Below are 22,507 nucleotides of genomic sequence, written 5' to 3'. Positions count from 1 at the left end.
ATTAAGGGTAATAATTTGTTTTAGTCCTTATTGCTGTCTGGTTTGGTAATGATACTGGTAAGATTTCAAGACATTGCGCTGGTCGTCTTTAATCCCCTTCATGCGTCCGAAGCTATCGTACTCGTAATATTCGGTTACCTGATTTGGATCCGTCTTAGAAGTCAGTCCTAATCCGGGCTCATAGGTATAGGTTGTCATAAAGGCGTCGACCGGGAATAATTTCAACTCGTCCAGAAGGCCTGTTCCGTTTAGGAGCAACTCGTCTGTTGCCTGAGCGACAGGAAGCGTAATGCGCGCCAATTCCCACCCATCCGCATCCGTTTTCAGCACTGTCTCAGGTAGCAGTTGCCCATTTAACTTGGCGATGACTGCTCCGTTCTTTTTCCAGTAGAGGAGTTGATAACTGCCCGCTGTTAAGCCTTTCTTCGCAATATGGTCTATAAGGGCCATGTTCAGACTTTGGGCTCCGAGTTTGTATTCTGAACTCTTAGGCAAATCTGTCTCTTCTATCAGGCGAACATCCAATGCTATGCTTCCCATAGTAACTATTTTTCCTACGATATGGGCAGTCCAGCTACCGGGTACCAGCTGCACAGTACCGTGGCTATTTGCGTCCGTCACCGTAGTCCTCACCTCTTCTCCAGCCTCGCTCGTAAAGATCAGTTCTAAGCTCCCCTCGGTGCCAAGGGACATGGAATTGGTAAAATCGACTTGCTGGGTACGGTAGGTTTGGAAAGAGACTTGCCTGCTTTGGGATGTCAGTTGTAGTGTCTTGTTTTTTTCTATGATCCAGTTCCCTGTACCAGACAGCTCAAAACCAGTGTAAGCAACCTGGTTGGGGGCAGCATCCTGGACATGGGCCATGAGCTGCGTGTCATCATACCCCCAGATATAGCTGTGACGGATGCCATCTGCTCCGATAGATTCCTGTATTCTGTTTTTAGAGGAGTACCCAAGGCTAGCCTTATGCTTATAGTCCGTTGAAGGAATAAGCAGAGCAGGCGAATGCGGTGTCGCTTGTTTCAGTGTACTACTTTCGTAAGCGTAGGCTTGTGTGACTTGGCCTACAGCATTATACGCTAACACCTGACCGGCCACCTGGTTATCGTTTACCGTGTTGATTGTCTTGATTGGTACCGATACTATATGTTTTTCTTTCAGGGATGGGATAAAGTCAATACTATCGTAATCATCGGGATAGGCAATCCAGCTAGTAAGCGTATCACCGGCACTGGAAGTGGCTACGGTTCGGGTCAACTGACTATGTACAGGATTATCGTAATAATATTTAATAGTGTTTACGACAGGGTTTTGCCCATTATCATCGTATTGTTTGGTTATAGTGGATGCCAGGTAATGCCAGTAAGTATTATTCTCATATTCGGTTACATCCCAGTTATCCATCACATTACCCATGATAATAGTCTCACCGGCCGCTTTTCCTTCACATGGCGAAGTCCAATATTTTGTCCAAACGTTATGGGGTGGTACTATTTCTGTCAAACTTTTATAGTAAGAGACACATTTCCACCCTTCCCAAAACCAAGACACGGCATAGGTATGCTCATGATCCGCAGTGCATTGCCATCTGTAAAGGCTGTTCGCGGTCCCATCACAGGTAAATGTGGCATTGGTGACGCAATCTGTCAGCATTTTCTTCTTTGCTACGATGGCTTTCACTCTATGCTCATTCCGTATATCCTTTGCATACTCTTGGGTAGTTTCCTGCAACGTAATAAAGGTGTTATCTGGACCTTTCTTAACTATCAGCACTCTATCTTCCAAGCCATTTTCCCACGCTGTGTTCGAATAGGGCGCACTTGCAATAGGATTACCATATATCGCTTCGCCGGGCACATCTTCGCTTACCAGGAAGCGGTGCTCCTCTCCCCCGTTTTCAAAATCTTGGCCATAACTTACGGTTACATACTGGTAGGTTATATGTTGCCCCGAGGTATTGAAAAGGGCATTTTGGCTATTGGAATGTAACACACCATAGTTACAAGCATTTTCATAACAAGAGATATAGGAAGGGCCATTTGAGGTAGAAGCACCATTATCTACTGGACAAAGTTCAGGTCTGGCATAAGTAGAAAAATACTCTGGTGAATAGCCTATGACTCCAGAGGATGCATTCAGACTGTCTAGCTTCCCATAATGATAACGGGTTAGCTGACTGTTACCCACAACCGGATCAGTGGCAGTCACTTCTTTAATGCGCAAGCCCCCTGTCTCGAAATTGCGGTAAACCTGATAAGGAGGCGCCGCACAGTAGCCAAAATTAACACCTGCATACACTTCATATCCATGAGAGATTAGCGAGATGGTATAGGTGTTACCACTTATTAGTTTTAGAACGGCACTAACTTCATTACCGGAAGAGAGGGCTTCATTATATTTAACTTCACCCGTTAGTTTATCTGTTACTTTAACACTTATGAACTCTAGCTCCCGGTGGCTAACGGTATCATCATTCTCTTCTACAAAATAATTAAGCGTGATTTCATCGCTGTAAATAACTACATCCTGTGTTTGGGTCACCACTTCTTCTGTCCGGCTAGCTGGTGTTAAGAGCTCAAATTCCCTATAATCCGGGCAATGCATTTCCCAACTGTAATAGGTATTGGCTTCATAGGTAAACGCATTATGTCCGCCAGTGGGGTAGGTAATTTTCTGCAGTAACCCGATCCCAGAAAATGCGCTATTGGGTTCCCGGTTGCCACTTCCGCCAACACCCGTAAACAAAAGCCTACCGTAAAAATCGGTTACACCTGTGTTGGTTGGTACAAAATATTTGTTTGCTGCTCCGTTGTAAAAGCCCCAGTGATCCTGATCGAAAGATAGCATCGCGGGCATCTTATCTAGTTGGTTGTATTCAAAACTATACACCTGGTTTTGCTTATTGGCTACATCTTTCTCAACCACTTCTTTCAAGAAGAGTCTCTTTTGAGCATATTGATGAACAAAATCAAACCTTCGCAGCGGTTGTCCATTTGGCTTTAAAATGACCAGCGCGTTTAGCTTTTTTTCTCTAATAATATCTAATCGATCGTCACTGGCCTGAAATTGAATTTCCCCGAAGTTCTTGGCTTTAATCCGCGAAAGCACCACACCTTCCATGACGACCATCCCGGAACATGAATCTAGGGTATTGACGACAGGGCACTCGGTACATTCATTCAGGGTTTGCAGGTTCTTGGTTACCGTCTGGTTGACGCCTGCGATATAGGAATAGGTGTAGGAAGTATATTCTAAGTCTATTTCATCTCCTTTAGGGTGCACTATTTTCGTTAGATACCAGGCTGTTTGTATAGCGCGATCCCGGTTCAGAGTACAGTAACCCATCTGCTTTGTATACTCTGTGGCCCCAGTCCCCCCGAAATAATATTTAATTCCATCCGGCGTAGTGACCACAACCCGATCTTCTTGGGTACTTCTCATGCGCTCAACTCTGATATTTTGGTGGGGCATTACCCGTACCTGGCCATTTCTGTCAAAGAGGAACTTGCCCGTATAGCCCATAAAATTGAAGGAAAATAAATCTGGCTCTGAATCAAACGTCTGTTCGTTCATAGCCTTTTCCATGTATTTGATACTATATATATCATTTGAAGAAAGCTTCTCAGGATAAGGGAAACTGTTGTCTTCATCGGGTCTGTCACGAACAATCCTGGTTACAACACCTCCTGCATTTAGGGACCAGCCGAGTCCTACCCAGGAAGCTACCTGGTCTACTTTAATGCCATTAGAGTTGTAGCTAAGGGAAACAGGGAGTTGTAAATTAGACGTGGAAAAGGTATGAAGCGGAACACTGATATTGGGTGTACCAGTGGACAAACTGACGGGTATTTGACCGTACTTTCCAAGTTCATAAGCCGTAGGCGAAGGAGGAACAAAGTTGTTATACCCAGCATCATATGCCTCGTTTTGTGCAACACTTTGCCCAAGAGAATTGAAAAAAATAAGAAGAAATACCAATAAGGGTAAAGTTATTTTCATATCGTATTATTAATTTATGATGTATTCCTGCGTATAAGGCATAAGTAGATCCTGTCCAGAAGCACATTTAAACTGCGTATCTGGGACCACTTACAGCTAAATTTTTGTTAGGAAAGAAAATAACCATTAGAATAGTTCAAAATAGGAAATGGAAATGTACTAACCTACCCTTTTTGATAGCAACTGGTTAGAGCAGTTTCCCACCCCTTGAATTGATAAAATGCCTTGGGGAGCATCTTTTGTAAGTCCTAGGGCTGAAAAAAACAGGACAAAAAATATTTTTCAAAACTTCACAGACTGATTGTGTTTTATGAAGTCCAACTGAAGGATGGGGATCCTGTTTAAACTACTTAATATGTCTTGGTTTAGGACTCAGACGGGCTGAATAAGGAGTGTTGCATCTAAACATTGAAATTTAATTGTTTAAGAAGCGGAATAGCTTTTCTAAGGATATATTAAAACACCCTCTGTTAGGACTTCATCAAGATTTAATCATCTAAGCTGATCCATAACAGGCTTTATGCTAATCTGGCAAAAGGTTTCAAGTCTAAGCCCTTCTCTTGTTTTTAACATAAGCTTACTTATAAGCCAGGCTAAAAACCAGACTAAATCCTCTATCTGGTTCGAAATAGAGAGAAAACAAAAGAGGCGCTATCCTTTCAGTAGCGCCTCACAAAATAATAGATATAGCCCCTCCCCTACCCTTATGCAGCAAAGAGTTCTAATTGTCCTTCCAGGCAATAGCGGTTGTTGAACTTTGGTTTGAGCATCCAGATGAAATGCTTTTCTAAGCGGAGAACCTCTTCTTTGCTTGTATACTCTCTTAAGTATATCTGCGAACTGTCGCTACATTTTGCTTTGTGCTTGGCCATGCGCCAGAAGATGTTACTTGTCTCTCCTACATAAACACAGGCATTACCTTCAAAGATGAGATAAAGAAAATATGTGTTGTTATCACGAACGTACCGCAGGTGCTTAAATGCCTTTAGCACCTCTTTCCTACTATAGGTTTTGAGGCCTTCTAAAATCATCTATTTTTTTAGATAAGGTTTCCCCTTAAAGTATTCCTTTAAGATATATTCAACAAAGTCTGATTTGCTTCTATACATTTCATGCAATGTACCTTTGTCAATATAATCTTCTAAAACTTCATCAACGAAGAAAGTAATTCGCTTTCTATTTGATTCCTTCTTTTTTTTCGATGGAACAGTTATAGTTTTTTCTGCTTTTGATGTATTTATAGTTGTCTCAGAAGGCTTTGATCCATGTAGCTTCCCTAAAACATTATCAAATCTCTTCGTCTCTTTATTTGCCATGATTCTTGACTATACTCTATGTAATTAATAAAATTAATAATTTATTAATATTAAATAAAGTATTAACTATTAATAATTTCTTCAGTTAATTCTTTATAATCTTTTGCCCCATTAGAGTCTGGAGCATAAGAGAACACATCTTGGTTCATAACTAAACATTCATGCAGTGCTACATTTGTTCGTATAGAAGTCTTCATCACCTTATCTCCTAACTGTTGCTGTGCTTCCTGTACAATTGTTTTCCCTAGTATAGTTTGTGCATTTTTAGAGTGATTTGTAAAGAACAAACCTCCAAGTTCTAACTTTGGATTTAGCTCCTCTTCGACTATTATATCAATTGTTTCAAGCATCTTATCTAATCCATTCCAGGCAAAAGGCTCAGCAACCATAGGAATGTAAACCTTATCTGAAGCTATTAAAGCATTTACTGTATAGATACCCAAAGAAGGTGGGCAATCAATGATTACAAAATCATATTTCTCTTTAACCTTTTTCAAAATTGATCTAAGTTTTGCCGCACCAGCTACTGAATGCGCTACAGCATTTTCTCTAGAAATAAGAGAATGCCCTGAATAAGCGATGTCTACTCCATTTACCCATTTAATTACGTCTGTAATTTTACAATTATCAAGAAGAGCATCAGATATGTTTAGATCTTCCTTGGGCGATATTCCAACTGAGGTTGTTAGGTTAGCTTGTGCATCCAGATCTACTAAAAGAACTTTCTTACCCATCTCCTTTAATGCAAATCCTATACTCTGTGTGCTTGTAGTTTTGGCTACTCCACCTTTTGCGTTTACAATAGAAAGAACTTTTGCCATGACATTCAGTAAGTATTAAAAGTTAATAATTTAAATAATCACGTAATTATATTAACATTATTTAATATTAGCAAATTATTCATAATTGGTAATTTATTAATTTTATTAACTATTAATAAATATATCATATATTGATGATATTGGGCAAAGAATAAATGAAGCAGAGTAGATCAATATTTAATTGCATAACTATATCATGCATTTGGCTCATGGAAGATCTTAAGATTTACTCAATATCCTCCATGGGCCAAATTTGCTAACTAGTTTATCAGATTTATTAGGTATGGCAGTATCTAATATTAAAACTATGATGGACAATACTACTATTCATGAATATTAAGTTGATGGAAGTAGAGGAACTAACACCAGATTATATCTATGGCCAAAAATACATTTTAACTAAAGCTAAATTATTAAGGTTATTAACAGTATTAACATTGCACACATTATTAAAAAACGCACCTTTGCAAATAGTTAATAAAGTATTAACAATGAATAAAACATTTATATGATGCTTTATAACTAACGTTTGTTCTTTTCTATTTTATTTTCTAAATGTTTAGAAAACCATTCACTTTCAGAAGTAAAGCTCAAGGTCCCCTTATTTGTTGAAAACCAATTGTTAGCTTTTGTAATAACAACTGGATCTAAGAGTCGGATATATCTATCAATCAACTCGTCTGAGAAAGAGTATTTCTCTTTCATAATACGAATTGCATTTCTTGTCACTTTATCTATAGCTGGGTTCGGAGTAGGGGAGAAGAAAAGCTCTTGTTGAATTAAAGAAGCTTCTAACTTACTTGACCTCCCAGATTCAGGTGATTGTATTCTAATAGTTTTAATTAATGAAAAAGTAATAGAATCTGCATTCCGACCTCTTTTGTTAATCTTGTAATCAAAAGCCATGTCTGTATCCTTTAAATCTTCTTTGGCAGCATCTAAAATCCTACGCTTAAATTCAGCAAAAAGTGGATACTTGATAACCTGTACAGTCTCTCCCTCAGGTAATCCTAGCTTTCTAGCTTCTTCGTCACTCAATTCTATATCAAGACCTAACATCAAACGAAGCTCTCTATAGGAGATAGTAGTGGGCTTGTCTTTGAATTGACCTTGCTTTATTAGCATGTAAATCCTGTAAGCCTGGATTGTTTTAAGGCCCAGAAGCTGTTCAAGTTCTGCTTGGGTATAATTTCCCTTTAAATCAAGCAAGTAAGGTGCAAGGTCATTGTTAATTTTAGTTACTATGTATTTACTATCTTGAGTATAAGTAACAGTTGGGAAAATAACCATACTGGCAAAAGTTCTTTTAACTTGACCATTCTTATCAGCACCCAAATTCTCAATTTTGAATTTTATCTCCTGTAAATCAGACGCTAACTTAGCTACTTGTTTAAAGTTCTTACCGCCTTTAGATGTATAAAGAGCAGATATAGGTATTTTTACATGAGTGAGTTCTTTGTCATCCTTATGAATATGGCCTAATGCATAAATAAATGCTCGTAACTGAACAGTTGGGATGTCAAAATGACTATTAATTAAATTGTTATGTTGCGTAACTATCTTGTTCGGCTGCTTAACAGGTGTATTTAATAATTCACTCATGAGTTTTCATATCTTTTCTTAAATATATGTATAAATTATTTTGTTTGTACATATAATTACAAAGATTTAAACCCTTAAATACCTTTTGGGTGGGATTTTGTACACATAATGGGAATCTGTACATGTAAAAGTGGGTAAGTGTACATACAAAAGTGGGTAAGTGTACATGTAAAAGTGGGAATTTGTACACGTAAAGGTGGGATTTTGTACATATATTAGCTCATAATAGACTTACTTTTAAGTACTTATGTCCTCTTTAATAATAAATAAGAAAAAGAATAAAGAATAAAAAAAATAGATTTTCCATTCTTTTTTAGATTAAAAACATTAAAAAAGGCCATAAATGAGGTCATTTTGATGCTTTACAAGGAATAAAGAGATCAGCTTTTGTGGGATTTTGTACATATATGCCTCTATAAACTTTGTAATAGGATGTCTCATCTATTTAAAATAGTGGGATTTTGTACATTTATGAGGTCATATCAGGAGGAATTTCGATTTTAAGCAGTTAATCTAATCGGTTGTAAATCAATTACTTATATTTTATGGTGTACAATGAATTTATGCCTTTGGGGGTATCAAATAAAACCTGTACATATATCCAAAATACCTTCTTTAAAAATAGTGGGATTTTGTACACATATAGGTGATTTTACCACATTTTACTAAATAATGATAATATTTGGTAAAAATGTATCTATTTGATATTATGAGATATAACTATTCTAAGATACCTAGAATTGTAAAACTATAGTCCTTGCCGGTATCAAAATAAACATAGGTTTTTTTTGATACCCTTATATGTAGAAATCATGCTTTATAAATATAACTTTAACTTGAATGTTCAACAACTATTTACTCTTTAACTTCACTTATCATAACGTTTGTTATATGAAAGCTAAACTCTAGATATAACACATATTCTCAACACAAAACATCTTCTGTAGTAATGTCATTTATAGAGCTATAAATAGTCCACTCTTATATATGAGTAGGAATGAAAGTTAAAAGAAGTGGAACTACTAATACAAGCTAATAAAGGCTTTATATCCTTTCTCTATAGCAATTATCGTTTTAGACTAAATCAGTAACATAAGCTATACTTTTATTAGGTAGTAAAATAAGTTTGATATATATTTATTTAAATATATCAAAATAATTATATTATACCTATGAAAACTTGGATTGCTAAGACATGTTTTATTTACATACTTGCATTATTTAACCCCTATCAAAAGTTAAGCTCATTCCTATCAAATTTTAGCTTAAAACTTATTTTAAGCTGTTTGTTCATACCATTTGTAATATTTCCTGGCGTTTCTCAGAATAAATCTTTAATAGATATACCCACTCCTAATGCTGCTTCCTTAGGACAGTATGGGCAAGTACCTGTGAGTACCTTTAACGGGTTGCCCTCAATTTCGGTACCCATTTATGATTTCCGTTTTAAAGACATTCAATTACCAATCAGTTTAAGTTATCATGCCGGGGGGATTAGAACAGAAGATTCACCTGGTTGGGTAGGATTAGGATGGAATTTAAATGCAGGAGGTTCTATCACGCGAATAGTTAATGGATACCATGATGAAATTCATGTTCGGGATATTAACAAAAATGTACTAGAAGGAGATTACGCTTATCCTACTAATAAAGAATATGGTTATTTCTATCGATCAACTGAGTTAGATGATCCTAACTGGGCTACACAGTCCTTTATAGTTGACTATGCAGAAAATGATAATCTACTTTATGCAGGCTTAATGCCTTTTGATGCAGAGCCAGATGAATTCGTCTTCAATGTTGGGGATCTGAGTGGTAGCTTTTATATGGCTAAAGATCAGAATGGAAATTTGGTTGTAAAAGTGAAATCAAAAACAGGAGAGCATTTAAAAATTGAACCTGTTGTTTCCCCTGGTACTGTTCAACAAGGTATTTTTCAAAATTGGGAGTATCCTGAGTATGATTTTAAAGTCAAAATGGAGAGATCTTTCATGGCCTTTACTATCACCCGGCCCAATGGAATGAAGTACTATTTTGGCGGTGATGTAACTTCCATGGATATGAATACAGTAAGAACAGGGGGGACATATACGACAATTGCAACAAGCTGGCACCTAACTAAAATTGAATCACCTGATAAATATGCAGTCACACTTCAGTATAAAAAGGAAGGAGATGTATTTGTAAAAAGAAGAAGTAAATATCAACAGTGCGTAGTTGTTCCTGATGATGAAGATACTGATTACACAATTTGTAATCCTCAGGTGCTAAGCCAGCAAGCAGAAATGAGTTATTCGTTGCAGCACCCAAGCTATCTTTCGAAAATTGTTGCGCCTGACGGAAGAACAGTTGAATTTATGACCAGCCCGTCAAAACAGTTGATGTATGATTATTCAGATAATTATCATGTAGATGTATTTGATAACCTTCATGATGCATTCTATCCTGAATTCTTTCTTGGTAATTATTATTTGCAACTAGATAAAATAAAAATTGAAGGAAGATTAGAAGCAACTTTCAATTACAGTAATAATGCAAATCAACGTTTACGCCTGGGAGCATTAGTTATTGCTTCACCTTATGATGAAGCAACGAAACAGAACTACACTTTTACCTATAATTCCCACACCTTACCTCCTTATAACAGCAAGTTGAGTGATAATTGGGGATACTTCAACAATAAAAATTATAACGGGGTTGATTTCAGCGCAATGTATAATTATAGAGCTGCTGATACAGCTTTTATGAAAGCGGAAATCTTAGAAAAGATTGTCTATCCAACAGGAGGAGAAACTATATTTAAATTTGAAGCCCATGATTACTCAAAAATTGCAAAACAATATCCCTTTGAATTAGCAAATGATCCAGGTATTGCTGGAGGGCTTCGTGTCAAAAAAATAATTTCACGCACATCTCCATCTGATCCTAAGCCTCTGGTTTGGGAATATTCCTATCTAAACGAAGATGGTACTTCAAGTGGTATACTTTCAGGTATACCGATTTACAAAACTTACGGTAAACATAAGGTGGATTTTGAATATTCTGGATTTCTTGGTACAGTTTATTTTAATATAGATTTAGAAATTAATCAAACATACTGGATTCATACGGAGTATCCGCAGAACCCCATGAGTAACACCAGCGGCAATCATGTAACTTATTCCAGAGTTGTCGAGAAGATGATAGGGAACGGGTATACTATATTTAATTATTCTAATACTGATCTGTATCCAGATGAACCTCCGGTTGCATTTTTTTATAATTCGGAAGGGAAAATGGTTTATAATGCAATAACATCTAAAGAATTGGAAAGAGGGCTACTTCTCTCAAAGAAAGTGTTTGATGAAAATAATCAGCCTGTTGAAGAGACTGTTTTGGAATACAATAATGATCCAAACAGATATGAAGATTATATTAAAAGTATTAACAATATAATTCTTGAAGCAAATAACAGCTTTATTGTAAGATTAGCTGCCAAGAAGATATATACTTTCTACCCCTACCTTCAAAAGCAGACCAAGATTTCCTATAAAAATGGAAACGCGGTAACATCCATGATTTCATATGCATATGATCCTATCTATAAGCAGCTGAAAGAAGAACAAACTATAGATAGCCGCGGCCAAATCAATAAAAATAGCTATAAATACCCACATGACTTTCCAGCCAATCAAGTTTTTAATTCGATGAAGAGTATAAATTTGATAAACACCCCGGTTGAAGGAATTCATTACAAAGGCAACAAGGTTATTGAGGGGGCAGCTACTCTGTATAATTGTTATGGTTGTTCACTTAATCCTGTAACGAACCTGCTGGAAGGTGGCACCTTTAAACCTGCACAACAATTAAAGTTAGAAACGTCAGCACCTCTAAGTGATTATACTCCAGCAACATCTGCTTTTAATTTAGACACCCGTTTTAAACCCGCAACAAATTTTGATCAATACGATGAAGTAGGTAATCTACTTTCATACCGTTATGTTGATATTAATGGCAATACAATCGGAAATGGAGCTTACCTGTGGGGAAATTATAAGCAGCTTCCAACTGCTCAAGTACTCCACGCAGGGAATGGCGAAGTTGCTTTTACAAGTTTTGAAGAAGCTAATAACTATGGTAACTGGACCTATTCTCAGACCTTTCAAGTAGGCACCTCACGCTCAGGGGTTATAAGTTTTAAAGGTAGTACCATTACTAAAACTACTCTGCCTAATAATACCTATCAAATAAGTCTATGGGCTCAGGGCACCGCTCCGATTACGGTTAACAGTAAAGCCCCGATGATAGTAACTCCGGTGGAAGGAAGTGCATGGAAGGAATATAAATGGGTGTTAATCAATCCGGGTTCTGTAACAATTAACAACAGCGGTTTAAACTACATAGATGATGTACGCTTGCACCCTATTAATGCCCAAATGACTACCTATACTTATGATCGCTTCGGAAATATGAGTTCCAGTTCGGATCCCAATAGCTCTACAAGCTTCTTTTCCTTCGATGATTTAAATCGGTTGAAGTTAATTAAGGATACGAATGGTAATATCATAAAGTACTTTGATTATAAGTACAAGCAATAGCCATATTTAGTACAGGCATTTAATTTTATCCTAAGAGATAGTATTTAATCTATTTATAGTTGTTAAGACATTTATGATCCCTTTCTACAGAAAAGAAACTTTGCAAAAGATTTACTTCACACCAATCAGCTTAAGTTTGTTAAAAGTTAAAAGATTTCTTCTGCTGCCCTTAGTACTAGTCGTTAATTTAGCTGTTGCACAACATATAGATGGCCCTACTTTTTGTACAGTAGGTCAAACGTATACATATGATTTTGTTGATACCTATCTCCCCGACAGCTATTCCTGGCAAGTAACTGGCGGTACGAAGACCTATACCTCAAAAAGTTATGCCAATATACAATGGACAACTCCTGGTATCAATGTTATAAAATATATTAATTCTGATGGGGAATTTGAACTTACAGTAGATGTCGTCTCCCCTGGAGGATATGCGGAGACCCCTGTAGATGCAGGTGTCATAACACCCTGCAAATCATTTACCCATACGGCCAATATGATTCCTGCCAACTATTATTCAGATGATTATGGCGATACAGGAGATGATATTTTTTACAAATTTACGCTGTATGAACAACAGGAAGTGGAAATCTCACATTGTGGTTCAGCCCTCTCTGGCACATTTCTATACCTATTGAACAATTCCTTTCAGGAAATTGAATTCAACGATGGTACTGGCCCTATTTGTTCAGGAAAAGCATCCATTCGGAAAACATTGGCAGCAGGTGTGTATTATGTTGTAACAGAGGGCGCATATGGGGAAAACGGCAGTATCACGACACAGATAAGTGTACCCGCTCGTGCCGGATCAACCAAAGAAAATGCGATCAACGCTGGAACCATCTCGTTAGGTGGAGTTCCTTACTCTAACACGCAAAGCAACATATCAAGTAATTATTTTTGTCAAAATTACGGCCAGCCAAGTGATGATATTTATTATAAATTTACTCTTTCAGAAGCCAATGATATTCAAATATCCCATTGTGCATCCAGCATTGCTACTTACTTACATCTATTAGATAGTAATGGGAATTTACTGCAATCAAATGGAGGGAATGGGCCAGTATGTACTACCAGCCGCGCCTCTCTCAGCACCTACCTTCAGCCTGGGACGTATTACGTAGTTTCAGAAGGTTCTGGTAGCAATGCAGGTAGCATCACTACTCAAATACAGGCGATAGCCCAGCCACCTACTGTATCAATTGTATCTAATGCAGTAGGGGATATAGTTTGTAAGAATAGTAGTGTTACATTTACAGCAACAGCAACAAATGCAGGTGCTTCCCCTTCCTACCAATGGAAACTTAACGGTAATAACGTTGGTGAAAATAGTGCTACCCTCACTTCTTTAGGGCCCTTTAACACTGACGATGAAGTATCAGTAGTGGTAACCAGCAGCTTACCTGGTAACCTTACTGCCTCCTCTAATATTATATTCTTAGATGCTTATGAAGCTAAAGCAGGAACCCTTTCTTCTTCTGGTGGAACCATATTTTGCGCTGGAGAAAATGTCTCAACCACCATTCTGGTTAGTGGATACGATGGAACACCCCATTTTTGGGTATCAAATAATGGTGGAGTAACATGGAATATCTATAATGATATAACCCCTGGCAGCTCTTTTACACTGAATTTAACTACACCTGGCAAATGGATCATCAGGACTCAGGCATATAATACAATGTGTGGGTGGAGTGAAGTAAAAGAATTAGCTCTTGACGTTCTGACTAAACCCGCTTTAACTATCACAGCTGAGCAAGGAAAAGGAGTAACGTTATCTACCATTCTGAAGGTCACCGATCAAAATCAAGTACCACTTTCTTGCTCATGGACCCGCTCTCCAGATCTCAATTTAGACGAGGAGTTTGAAGCAAGTCATGGAGCCAATACTACTGTCATTGTCAATCCCGTAGTTCCGACAACTTATACAGCGACCTTTTGGAATGGTGCATGTTATAGCCAAGCTTCTATCACAGTATCTCCGAATAACTACAACTACATTGTTAGCAATATTATCTTAGAAGAAGGTAAGAAGACAGTTGAGTCTTTAGAACAATTAGGGGCAGATAAGCGGGAGCAGAATGTTACATATCTTGATGGACTTGGTAGGGAAGTGCAAACGATAATTACACAAGGTAGCCCTTTAGGGAAAGATCTCGTGCAGCCGTTTGCTTATGATGTTTATGGACGAAAAGAAAAATCATATTTACCTTATGCAGCTAACGATGGCAATGGTTTCTTTAAATCAAACGCTATAGTAAAAGATAACAGTTATATCAAAAGTGATCAGTATACCTTCTACCAGGCTACAAAAGCTATTGCAGGGAAACACTCCCAGGATGAAGCACCCTTTGCCCAAACTATTTTTAATGCGTCTCCTTTAAACCATGTGGTAAAACAGGGGGCGCCAGGTATAGCTTGGCAGCCCATTGAAACGGTGACTTCTCAAAGCATTGACCATAGTATTAAAACACTTTACCGTACAAATCTGGCAGGAGAGGTGAGAGTATGGGATTTTGATTTTAATTCTAAAAACATTGAGAGCAAAGGCTTTTACGCACCCAATACCCTGTATGTAACCGAAACTAGAGACGAAGCCGATGCCGTTGCGATCGAATATAAAGACTTTGATGAAAGGCTGGTCTTAAAAAAAGTTCAGGTAAGCGGAGAGGGGACAAACACAACTGGGGAAAGTGACTTTCTCTTGACCTATTATGTGTATGATGACTTTGATAATCTTCGATTGGTAATTCAGCCAGAAGGGTACCGCAATCATTTACCTCCTCTTAATGGGGAGGGGAATATAACAATTAACATTACTTCAAGCTTTGTTGCCAATTGGTGCTTTAGTTATTTATACGATGCCCGGAAACGCTTGATAGAAAAGCATGTTCCTGGAAATGGTTGGATGCACTTTATTTATGATAACTATGACCGACTTGCGTTCACACAGGATGCCCGCCAACGGCAGCAACATGAATGGGGTTATACAATTTACGATGCAATCAACCGACCTGTGGAAACTGGTATTTATCGACCAACTTTACAGCTTGACAGACAGGGTTTACAGGCTGAACTAGATAACTGGTTCCAAAACACTAATGGGGCTCCTTATGTAATGCAGGCTGCTCAAAAAGAGCCTTTGGTTTATACTTATTACGATCATTATGATCATGCAGCTTTTGCAGGAAAAAGTTTTACAAGTGAGATAGGTGTAACCAATGACCCGAGTAAAGCCAAAACATACAATAACGTAAATCTCTCGGTTAAAGGGCAAGTAACAGGGCAGAAAGTTAAAGTGTTAAACACCCCTATCTGGTTAACTAAAGTTAACTTCTACAATGATAAGTATCAGCCAATTCAGACCATTGAAGATAATAACTTAGCAGGAATTGATCGGATAACAACACGCCTTGACTTCGCCGGTAAGGTACAAGAAACCTTATTATCACAGATAAAAGGAAGCAGTTATGGTAGCGAGCACTTTGCTGTGCAGAAAGAATTTATTTACGATGATGGCGGGCGCTTGCTTGAAACTAAGCAACGCATAAGCACAGACTATAATACCATTATGTCGCAGTCACAAGTTATACTGGCTAGGAATGAGTATAATGAATTAGGACAATTAGTGGACAAGAATGTGCATTCAATGGACGGAGGTGCTACCTTCCTACAATCAATAGACAGGCGTTATAATATTCGAGGATGGCTTACTCATATTAATAATTCCAACATTAAAAACGATCAGAGTACATTGAATACAAATGATGATGATAATGATGTATTCGGACTCGAACTTAAATACAATTCTGATCTTAAGCTTGATAGCTTTTACCCAAATCGAAATCAATTTAATGGGAATATTTCGGAAGCCCTCTGGCGTTCCTCCACAGACAATACACTCAGAGGCTATTCGTATAATTATGATAAGCTTAATAGGTTACTGGATGCAAACTATAGAGCCGATTTAGATTATACCAATTCCTGGACAGAAGAAGTAGAAAGATTTACTACTGGTAACTTATCATATGATGGAAATAGTAATATCAAGACTCTAACACGGAGGGGATTAATTTCTGAAATAAATGGAAATAAGACATATGGCTTACTAGATAACTTGAGTTATCATTATGGAGAGATTAATGGTACAACCAATACTTCTGTAAGTAACCATTTGGTGGCAGTGGATGATAAGAATCTCAATAATATTCAGATCATGACAGGCACTTTACATGATTTTGAGGATAAAAATAGCCAACTATTTAATGGATCTGCGAGTGATTATGAATACAGTTACGATGCGAATGGGAATTTAACAAAAGACGATAATAAAGGGATAACAGAGATTCTGTACAATCATCTCAACTTACCGCATAAAGTAAAATTCGGTAGCAGCAACTGGATTGAATTTTATTATTCAGCTACAGGCACTAAATTAAAGAAAACAGTCTACCTCAATAATGTTCTTCAAAACACCACTGATTATGTAGGAAGTATGGTTTACGAAAACCAAAAGCTACAATTTATCCAGATACCAGATGGTCGAATATTGTACCAACCAGCTGTACCAGAAAGACCATGGACTTATCAATATACTATTAATGATCATTTAGGTAATTCACGTATGATTGTAGGGGAGCCGAAGACCGAAGTTGCTCTTGCCTCAATGGAGTCTGAATACTTGGATGAGAATGGCTTATTTACTGGTTTAGATGCTACAAGAGCGATTGTTAATCCTTCCTTTGACCATACGCATCTTACAAACAAAGCAACAGGAGATAACACTGAAGTAGTAAGACTTAATGCAGGAGAAAAAATAAAACCAGCGCCCGGACGTAGCTTCCATGTAATGCCTGGAGATAAAGTATCAGCAAAAGTGTATGTAAAATATTTGGATTTACGATCAAATCAGGATGCAGTAAACGTGAGTACACTTATTACGGCAATAGCTGGGGGAAGTGGTTTTTCAATTATACCTGAGGCCGGTGGTTCTGTTATTACAACCACGAACGGTACATTAGTTGGTTCCTTAGGATCAGCTTCTGCTAGCTCAGGGGAGAGCGCTCCGCTTGCTTTTTTGAAGTATTACTACTACGATGACTACCATAATCTTATTACTTCTGGTGCCAAACGTGTGTCAGGTAATGCTGCAGTGTGGGATGCTAATAGCCTTAATTCTCCACATGAAGAACTTTCACTCACTTTGCCTCCTATCTCAGAGGCCGGATATGTTAAGATTGAGCTAACACATGAGAGAATTGAAAATGTGGATGTCTATTTCGATGATTTGACTATATCGCATGAACATATTGTTGTACAAGAAAATCATTATGATCCTTGGGGGCTTAATTTAACAGGCATCGAAAAGTTAGGGAGTCCAGACTCTAAGTTTCAATTTAATGGCAAAGAAAAACAAACAGATTTGGGTATTAATTGGATTGATTATGGAGCTAGAATGTATGACTCTCAAATTGGAAGATGGCATGTAAGTGATCCTCTCAGTGAAAAATATGGAAGCACATCTCCTTATGTTTATACTCTAAATAATCCTGTTAATGCCATAGATCCAGATGGTAGATTAGTAATCTATGTAAATGGATATTATAATGAGCTTTTTGGGCATGAAATGTTCGGTGAAAAAGGAATTGGGCCAACAAAACCAAAACTAGACTATTGGAGGTATTTTGATCCAGGTTTTGTCACAGCTGTGAATGAGTTCTTCGGGAATGATCAAAATAACTTCTTCGCAGATGGATCTTCTTTAATTGGGGGGGATTTAAGTGGCGCAGATAGGTATAATATAGGTTATACATACGCTCACAGGAATTATAAAAACATAATAAAAGACATGAAAGCTGGGGAAAAAGTTAAATTCGTTTCTCATAGTGAAGGTTCTGCCTTTGCTGCAGGAATGGCCGCTTATTTTATTATGCGACGATTAACAGATAAAAAAGCACCTGAAGTTTCATGGGTATTACATTTTTCGCCTGATGAAGCAGATGAATTCGAAACACCTGAAGAACCTCTTACAGTTCGCATTCATGATCTTTTTGATTGGGTATCTCCCATATTTTATGATTTGAAAGGAGTTGACTACTCAATGACTTACAAGAATTTTAAAAGTCTTGACTTGGGTGACCGGCTAGGTAGTGCTCATGGCAGAACACCTACCAGAGCAGCACTCAAAGCATTTGTAGATCTTTTAGGTCAATTCATTAATAGTCCAGATGTAAAAAGAGTAGAAGGGGAGGGCGGTGTTTTATACTATAGAGATTAGTGAGGTTTAAAAATTCTCATAATAAAATTCAAACTTAGTCGTCTTACCAGGATTCAGATAAACAAGTATGCCCTTATTACATACTTGTTTATCCATCCTTTCATCAATAGCAATATTAGTGCTAAAATGGAAATTAATTAATTCATAATTTTCTCTATGGGTAAGTACGGGTAAAATGGAATCAGTTAAGGCAACAGCTAAATCTTTAATTGATGTACTATCCAATTTGCATATATCTGGGGTTGAATTATTAATTGAAACCCAAAACTGGCCATTACTTTTATTTTCTGATACGGCGTCATAATCATGTCTTAACTCCAAATCGCACTTATAAGCAACCTTCAATCGATGTTCGAGTTCTTTTTCCCTGTCAGACAACTCAATTCGAGGAACATTACATGAGCTTAAAAACACAGGAATAACAAGAGCAAAAAACAATTTCTTCATTTGATTTTTTGATATTTAGCTATGGTAAAGGTAAAAATTTTTTCAACTGATTATGAGTAAGCTTTATTTAGAGAACTTCCTGCGATTTCCTGTATCAATAGGTAAAATCTATTTATTCATTTCTTTAATTTTTTTGCCAATTCCTTCTTTTTCTCAAATACAAGAAGTCTTAAATGAAAAGCAAATTGAGAAATTTAAAGTAAACCCTCAAACGATTCTGAAGGACTACAATTTTGGATCAAACTCTAAAGACACTCTAGTCCTTAAATATTCCTTAGGATGTTTTCTAAATAATGGTCTAAGGACTGCTGATAGTCTCCATAAGGTAGTTATTTTACCCCATAATCATGTACTTCAAGTTAGAGAGGGAATAGTTTTTGAATTTCAGCTAGCACAGCATAGTTTACTCAAAAAAAATCAGCTATTTGATTCTAATAAATTCCGTCTAAATGATCAAATAAATCAATCCACTACTCTTTCTCTGAATGAAAATATTAATAAATTCAATACAGTTTTATTCCCCAGCGCTATCTCAGTACCCAATATTCTACCTAAGTTTATACCTAACCCCATACCCATAATTCAAAATGTAGAACAGGTAACAGAGGGGGCTAAAGATTTTTTTGAGCATCATAAGGGCGAACTTAACCATGCTCGCCAACAATTATCGCGTTATACTAATAGACTAGATAGTATAGGTGATTTAAGAGAAGTAAAAGGCAGATTTTTATTCCTTAATCCACTTAAAAATAGACCTTGGCGAGAACGGGTTAAACTTGATATGCTAGTGCGTTACAGTAATCAAGAGCAATTCCATTTGGATATAGGGCCAAATCTAGCTTGGAATCTCACAGATATATTTTCGTTAGGAACTGGATTTCAATACAGAATAAGTTTTAATGAGAAGGACAAGATCTGGTTAAACACGGATGATAAAGTCATGGGGCATTTCTCTTACTTAGATAGTAAGATTATGAATGGATTCTTTGGCAGAATACAGTTTGAAAATCTCTATAATGTAGTTCCCCGATCTACTCCATTGAACAATTTGGAATCATCTCAGAATAAGTGGGTAAAAGGATTTTCATTAGGATTAGGCAAAACATATACATTTTATAAATCTGTAAGCGGCTATGCATTAGCTCAATACAACCTGCTTCACCAGCATAATAAAACTCCTTATTTACACCCCTTTCAGGCTAGTATTGGTTTTTTTGTTATGGCTAACCAATTGGCTGTGAACCTTAAAGCTAAATAATAAGGTTAAAATTGTATAGAACCTACAAAAGCTTTGTAGGTGGTTAATCGTTACTCTTTAGTTAATAAATAGTATCGATTCTAATCTAAATAAAGGTGATAACTCAACCACCTTTATTTAGATTTGAAGTAGTTTGGATAAAATTTAAAGTATGTACAAGCATCTCATCTATCAGTAAGCTTAACTATATAAAACATAATGGGAGATATATTAAATGGTTTTTTTATAATTCTTTTAGTCCTGTGTCTTAAGTGGCTGTATAAGCTATTGACTCGCAAGGTTCCTGAGAAGAGAAGTTTTGCTGGCTTTGCCTCACTACTCTTTTTTGTGGGAGGAATACTAGGTATTATAATTACGATTTATAATCAAACATTATTAGAGTCTTATTCTACAGTATATGTGTTAATACTTATGTTTTTTATAGCACAATCAATTGGAGGCTTACTTTATACTAAAACACCTAAGATAGCACTTCCAATTTTGCTATCAACCTTGGTTATGCAGGTTCCGATAATAACAATCAATAATTTTTCATATAGAAGCCAAACACTGGTAAGTTTTAATATCAATAAATTCCCTAGTAAATTATTTGATATTGAGCCAGGAAGTTATGTTAGTTTCTTTTATGGTATTCCACATGATTTTCAATTAGGAATAAATTTAGTTCCTGTGATTGTAATGTTATTTTATTGGATGGATAGAAGACAAACTAACCCAGAAATATAGAATGCAGAGATTATAACGAGATAAAAAGTATTTTATAAGCACATAAGTTTGTCTAGCCCTGAATATTGTTATCTCATCAAACCTCCGTTATATGAGACTAAATGACTATGGCACCATTAACTTCTTATCCTTTTAAATTCTTTCTCAAATTGCCGTCTCACAAATCAAATGTTTTTCTTTATATTTGAGACGAGTTACTGAGACAAAACATGAAGATAGGCTACGCCCGGGTCTCGACCCAGGACCAGAAATTAGAATTGCAGCTTGATGCCCTTTCCCACTACGGCTGCGATCATATCTACAAAGAAAAGAAATCAGGGAAAAGTAAAGAACGCCCCGAGCTTGAGAAGATAATAACCCAGCTTAGAGCTGGTGATACGGTGGTAGTTTGGAAGCTGGATAGGTTAGGCCGCTCGCTTCGGGATTTGATTGACCTGGTAGCAGAGTTTAAGCAAAGGGGAGTAGACTTTGTCAGTTTGCAGGATGGCATCAACACGGCCACCGCTACCGGCCGCTTTACCTTCAACATCTTTGCATCGCTGGCAGAGTTTGAGCGGGAGATCATTCGCGAGCGAACCAAAGCCGGACTTGATGCTGCTAAGGCCCGTGGCCGAAAAGGGGGAAGACCACAAGGCTTATCAAAAGCTGCATTAGAGAAAGCCAAGTCGGCGCGTATTCTATTTGATTCTGGAACTAAGACAGTAGAAGAGATCGCTAAAATCCTGCATATCTCCAGGGCAACCTGCTACCGCTATCTTTCCCAAGTAGCTCCTGTTGTAGTTTAACTTAACACTATGTAGTCTGTCTATTGAGCACCTAATAAGGCTACAGGATCATTTTGTTTTCCTTAAAAGGAAATTGTACTGCTTTTGGGGTTAAGATCAAGTAAAGTGCATCAACAAAGTCTCCAGACTTCAAGCCTGCTTTTGACCAAAGTGCGGTATTAATCACTATACCCGTGTTTATCCGTGTATACACGGATATATCCGTATTATCCGGATACATACGGCTAGCAGTAGCTAAGGAAAATCGCATTGAAATGAAGTGGTAATAGTTGCTTGTATGATGAACGATGCTGGCTTTAGTAGTAGTGATTGTTTTGAAAGATAAAAATCTGCAACCAATCTAAACACTTTGCCACTACCAACGCTTGAGTTTTCTGTTTTTTTAGTACACTGGGTGAGAAGAGTAGGAGAGGAGCTGGTAAAGCTGATTTATTTTCTTATATTGAATAAGCAAAATATAAGGGAAGAAAAGGCTAAATGGCCTTCTAATCTTTAAAATCTGACACTTTTAGAGACATAACCACCTTCGCATATAGTGCAGATAAACGTAATAGACATTCGTTTATACAATAGTTGTGGTGCATTAGTAATTTAGAATTTCCGTTCAAGGTGAGGAAAAGAATGGAATAAAAATTTATGGTTGACAAAACAAATCTGAGATTAGCTTTAGAAACTGCTAAAGAATTCATAGCAGGAAAA

General features: G+C 37.1%; 11 protein-coding genes. 5 read left to right on the top strand and 6 right to left on the bottom strand.

The genetic code is table 11. The features are described 5' to 3' along the window. Window positions 1-27: 27 nt before the first annotated feature. The 5 genes from GWO68_RS15695 to GWO68_RS15675 all read right to left on the bottom strand — a co-directional run bounded on the left by GWO68_RS15695 (window position 28) and on the right by GWO68_RS15675 (window position 7,738). On the bottom strand, window positions 28-3,999 hold the full coding sequence (locus tag GWO68_RS15695) for a hypothetical protein (RefSeq protein WP_162347421.1): 3,972 nt from the start codon (window positions 3,997-3,999) through the stop codon (window positions 28-30). A gap of 704 nt (window positions 4,000-4,703) precedes the next feature. Further along, window positions 4,704-5,030: a GIY-YIG nuclease family protein gene (locus GWO68_RS15690; protein ID WP_162347420.1), complete on the bottom strand. Its 327-nt coding sequence runs from the start codon at window positions 5,028-5,030 to the stop codon at window positions 4,704-4,706. After that, window positions 5,031-5,315, bottom strand: coding sequence for a hypothetical protein (locus GWO68_RS15685; protein WP_162347419.1), 285 nt, complete (start codon window positions 5,313-5,315; stop codon window positions 5,031-5,033). Window positions 5,316-5,377: 62 nt separating this feature from the next. Continuing rightward, window positions 5,378-6,136, bottom strand: a complete 759-nt coding sequence (locus tag GWO68_RS15680) for a ParA family protein (protein WP_162347418.1) — start codon at window positions 6,134-6,136, stop codon at window positions 5,378-5,380. Window positions 6,137-6,658: 522 nt separating this feature from the next. Continuing rightward, entirely contained in the window at window positions 6,659-7,738 is a 1,080-nt protein-coding gene (locus GWO68_RS15675; protein WP_162347417.1) for a replication initiation protein, read from the bottom strand. A 1,172-nt stretch (window positions 7,739-8,910) separates the two neighbouring features. Here GWO68_RS15675 and GWO68_RS15670 point away from each other — a divergent pair. Both GWO68_RS15670 and GWO68_RS15665 read left to right on the top strand, forming a co-directional pair. Continuing rightward, window positions 8,911-12,315, top strand: coding sequence for a hypothetical protein (locus tag GWO68_RS15670; protein ID WP_162347416.1), 3,405 nt, complete (start codon window positions 8,911-8,913; stop codon window positions 12,313-12,315). Between the two features lie 100 nt (window positions 12,316-12,415). Next, window positions 12,416-18,592 (top strand): DUF6443 domain-containing protein, encoded by a 6,177-nt coding sequence (locus GWO68_RS15665; protein ID WP_162347415.1) that lies wholly within the window; start codon window positions 12,416-12,418, stop codon window positions 18,590-18,592. Between the two features lie 6 nt (window positions 18,593-18,598). On the opposite strand, the gene GWO68_RS15660 is transcribed toward GWO68_RS15665, so the two are convergent. Then, window positions 18,599-19,039 carry a hypothetical protein gene (locus GWO68_RS15660; protein ID WP_162347414.1) on the bottom strand — a complete coding sequence of 147 codons (441 nt, stop codon included), beginning with the start codon at window positions 19,037-19,039 and terminating at the stop codon, window positions 18,599-18,601. Between the two features lie 52 nt (window positions 19,040-19,091). On the opposite strand from GWO68_RS15660, the gene GWO68_RS15655 reads away from it, so the two are divergent. From GWO68_RS15655 to GWO68_RS15645, 3 genes are all read left to right on the top strand, one after another. Continuing rightward, complete coding sequence (locus GWO68_RS15655) at window positions 19,092-20,297, top strand: hypothetical protein (RefSeq protein ID WP_162347413.1); 1,206 nt, start codon at window positions 19,092-19,094, stop codon at window positions 20,295-20,297. 198 nt (window positions 20,298-20,495) lie between these two features. Beyond that, window positions 20,496-21,023 (top strand): hypothetical protein, encoded by a 528-nt coding sequence (locus GWO68_RS15650; RefSeq protein WP_162347412.1) that lies wholly within the window; start codon window positions 20,496-20,498, stop codon window positions 21,021-21,023. 209 nt (window positions 21,024-21,232) lie between these two features. Continuing rightward, complete coding sequence (locus GWO68_RS15645) at window positions 21,233-21,808, top strand: recombinase family protein (protein ID WP_162347411.1); 576 nt, start codon at window positions 21,233-21,235, stop codon at window positions 21,806-21,808. Window positions 21,809-22,507: the final 699 nt, after the last annotated feature.

This window comes from Pontibacter fetidus (assembly GCF_010119545.1).
In the GTDB taxonomy this organism is placed as follows: Bacteria; Bacteroidota; Bacteroidia; order Cytophagales; family Hymenobacteraceae; genus Pontibacter; species Pontibacter fetidus.
Note: the sequence above shows the minus strand (reverse complement) of the source record. Positions and strands in the feature narration are given on the sequence as shown.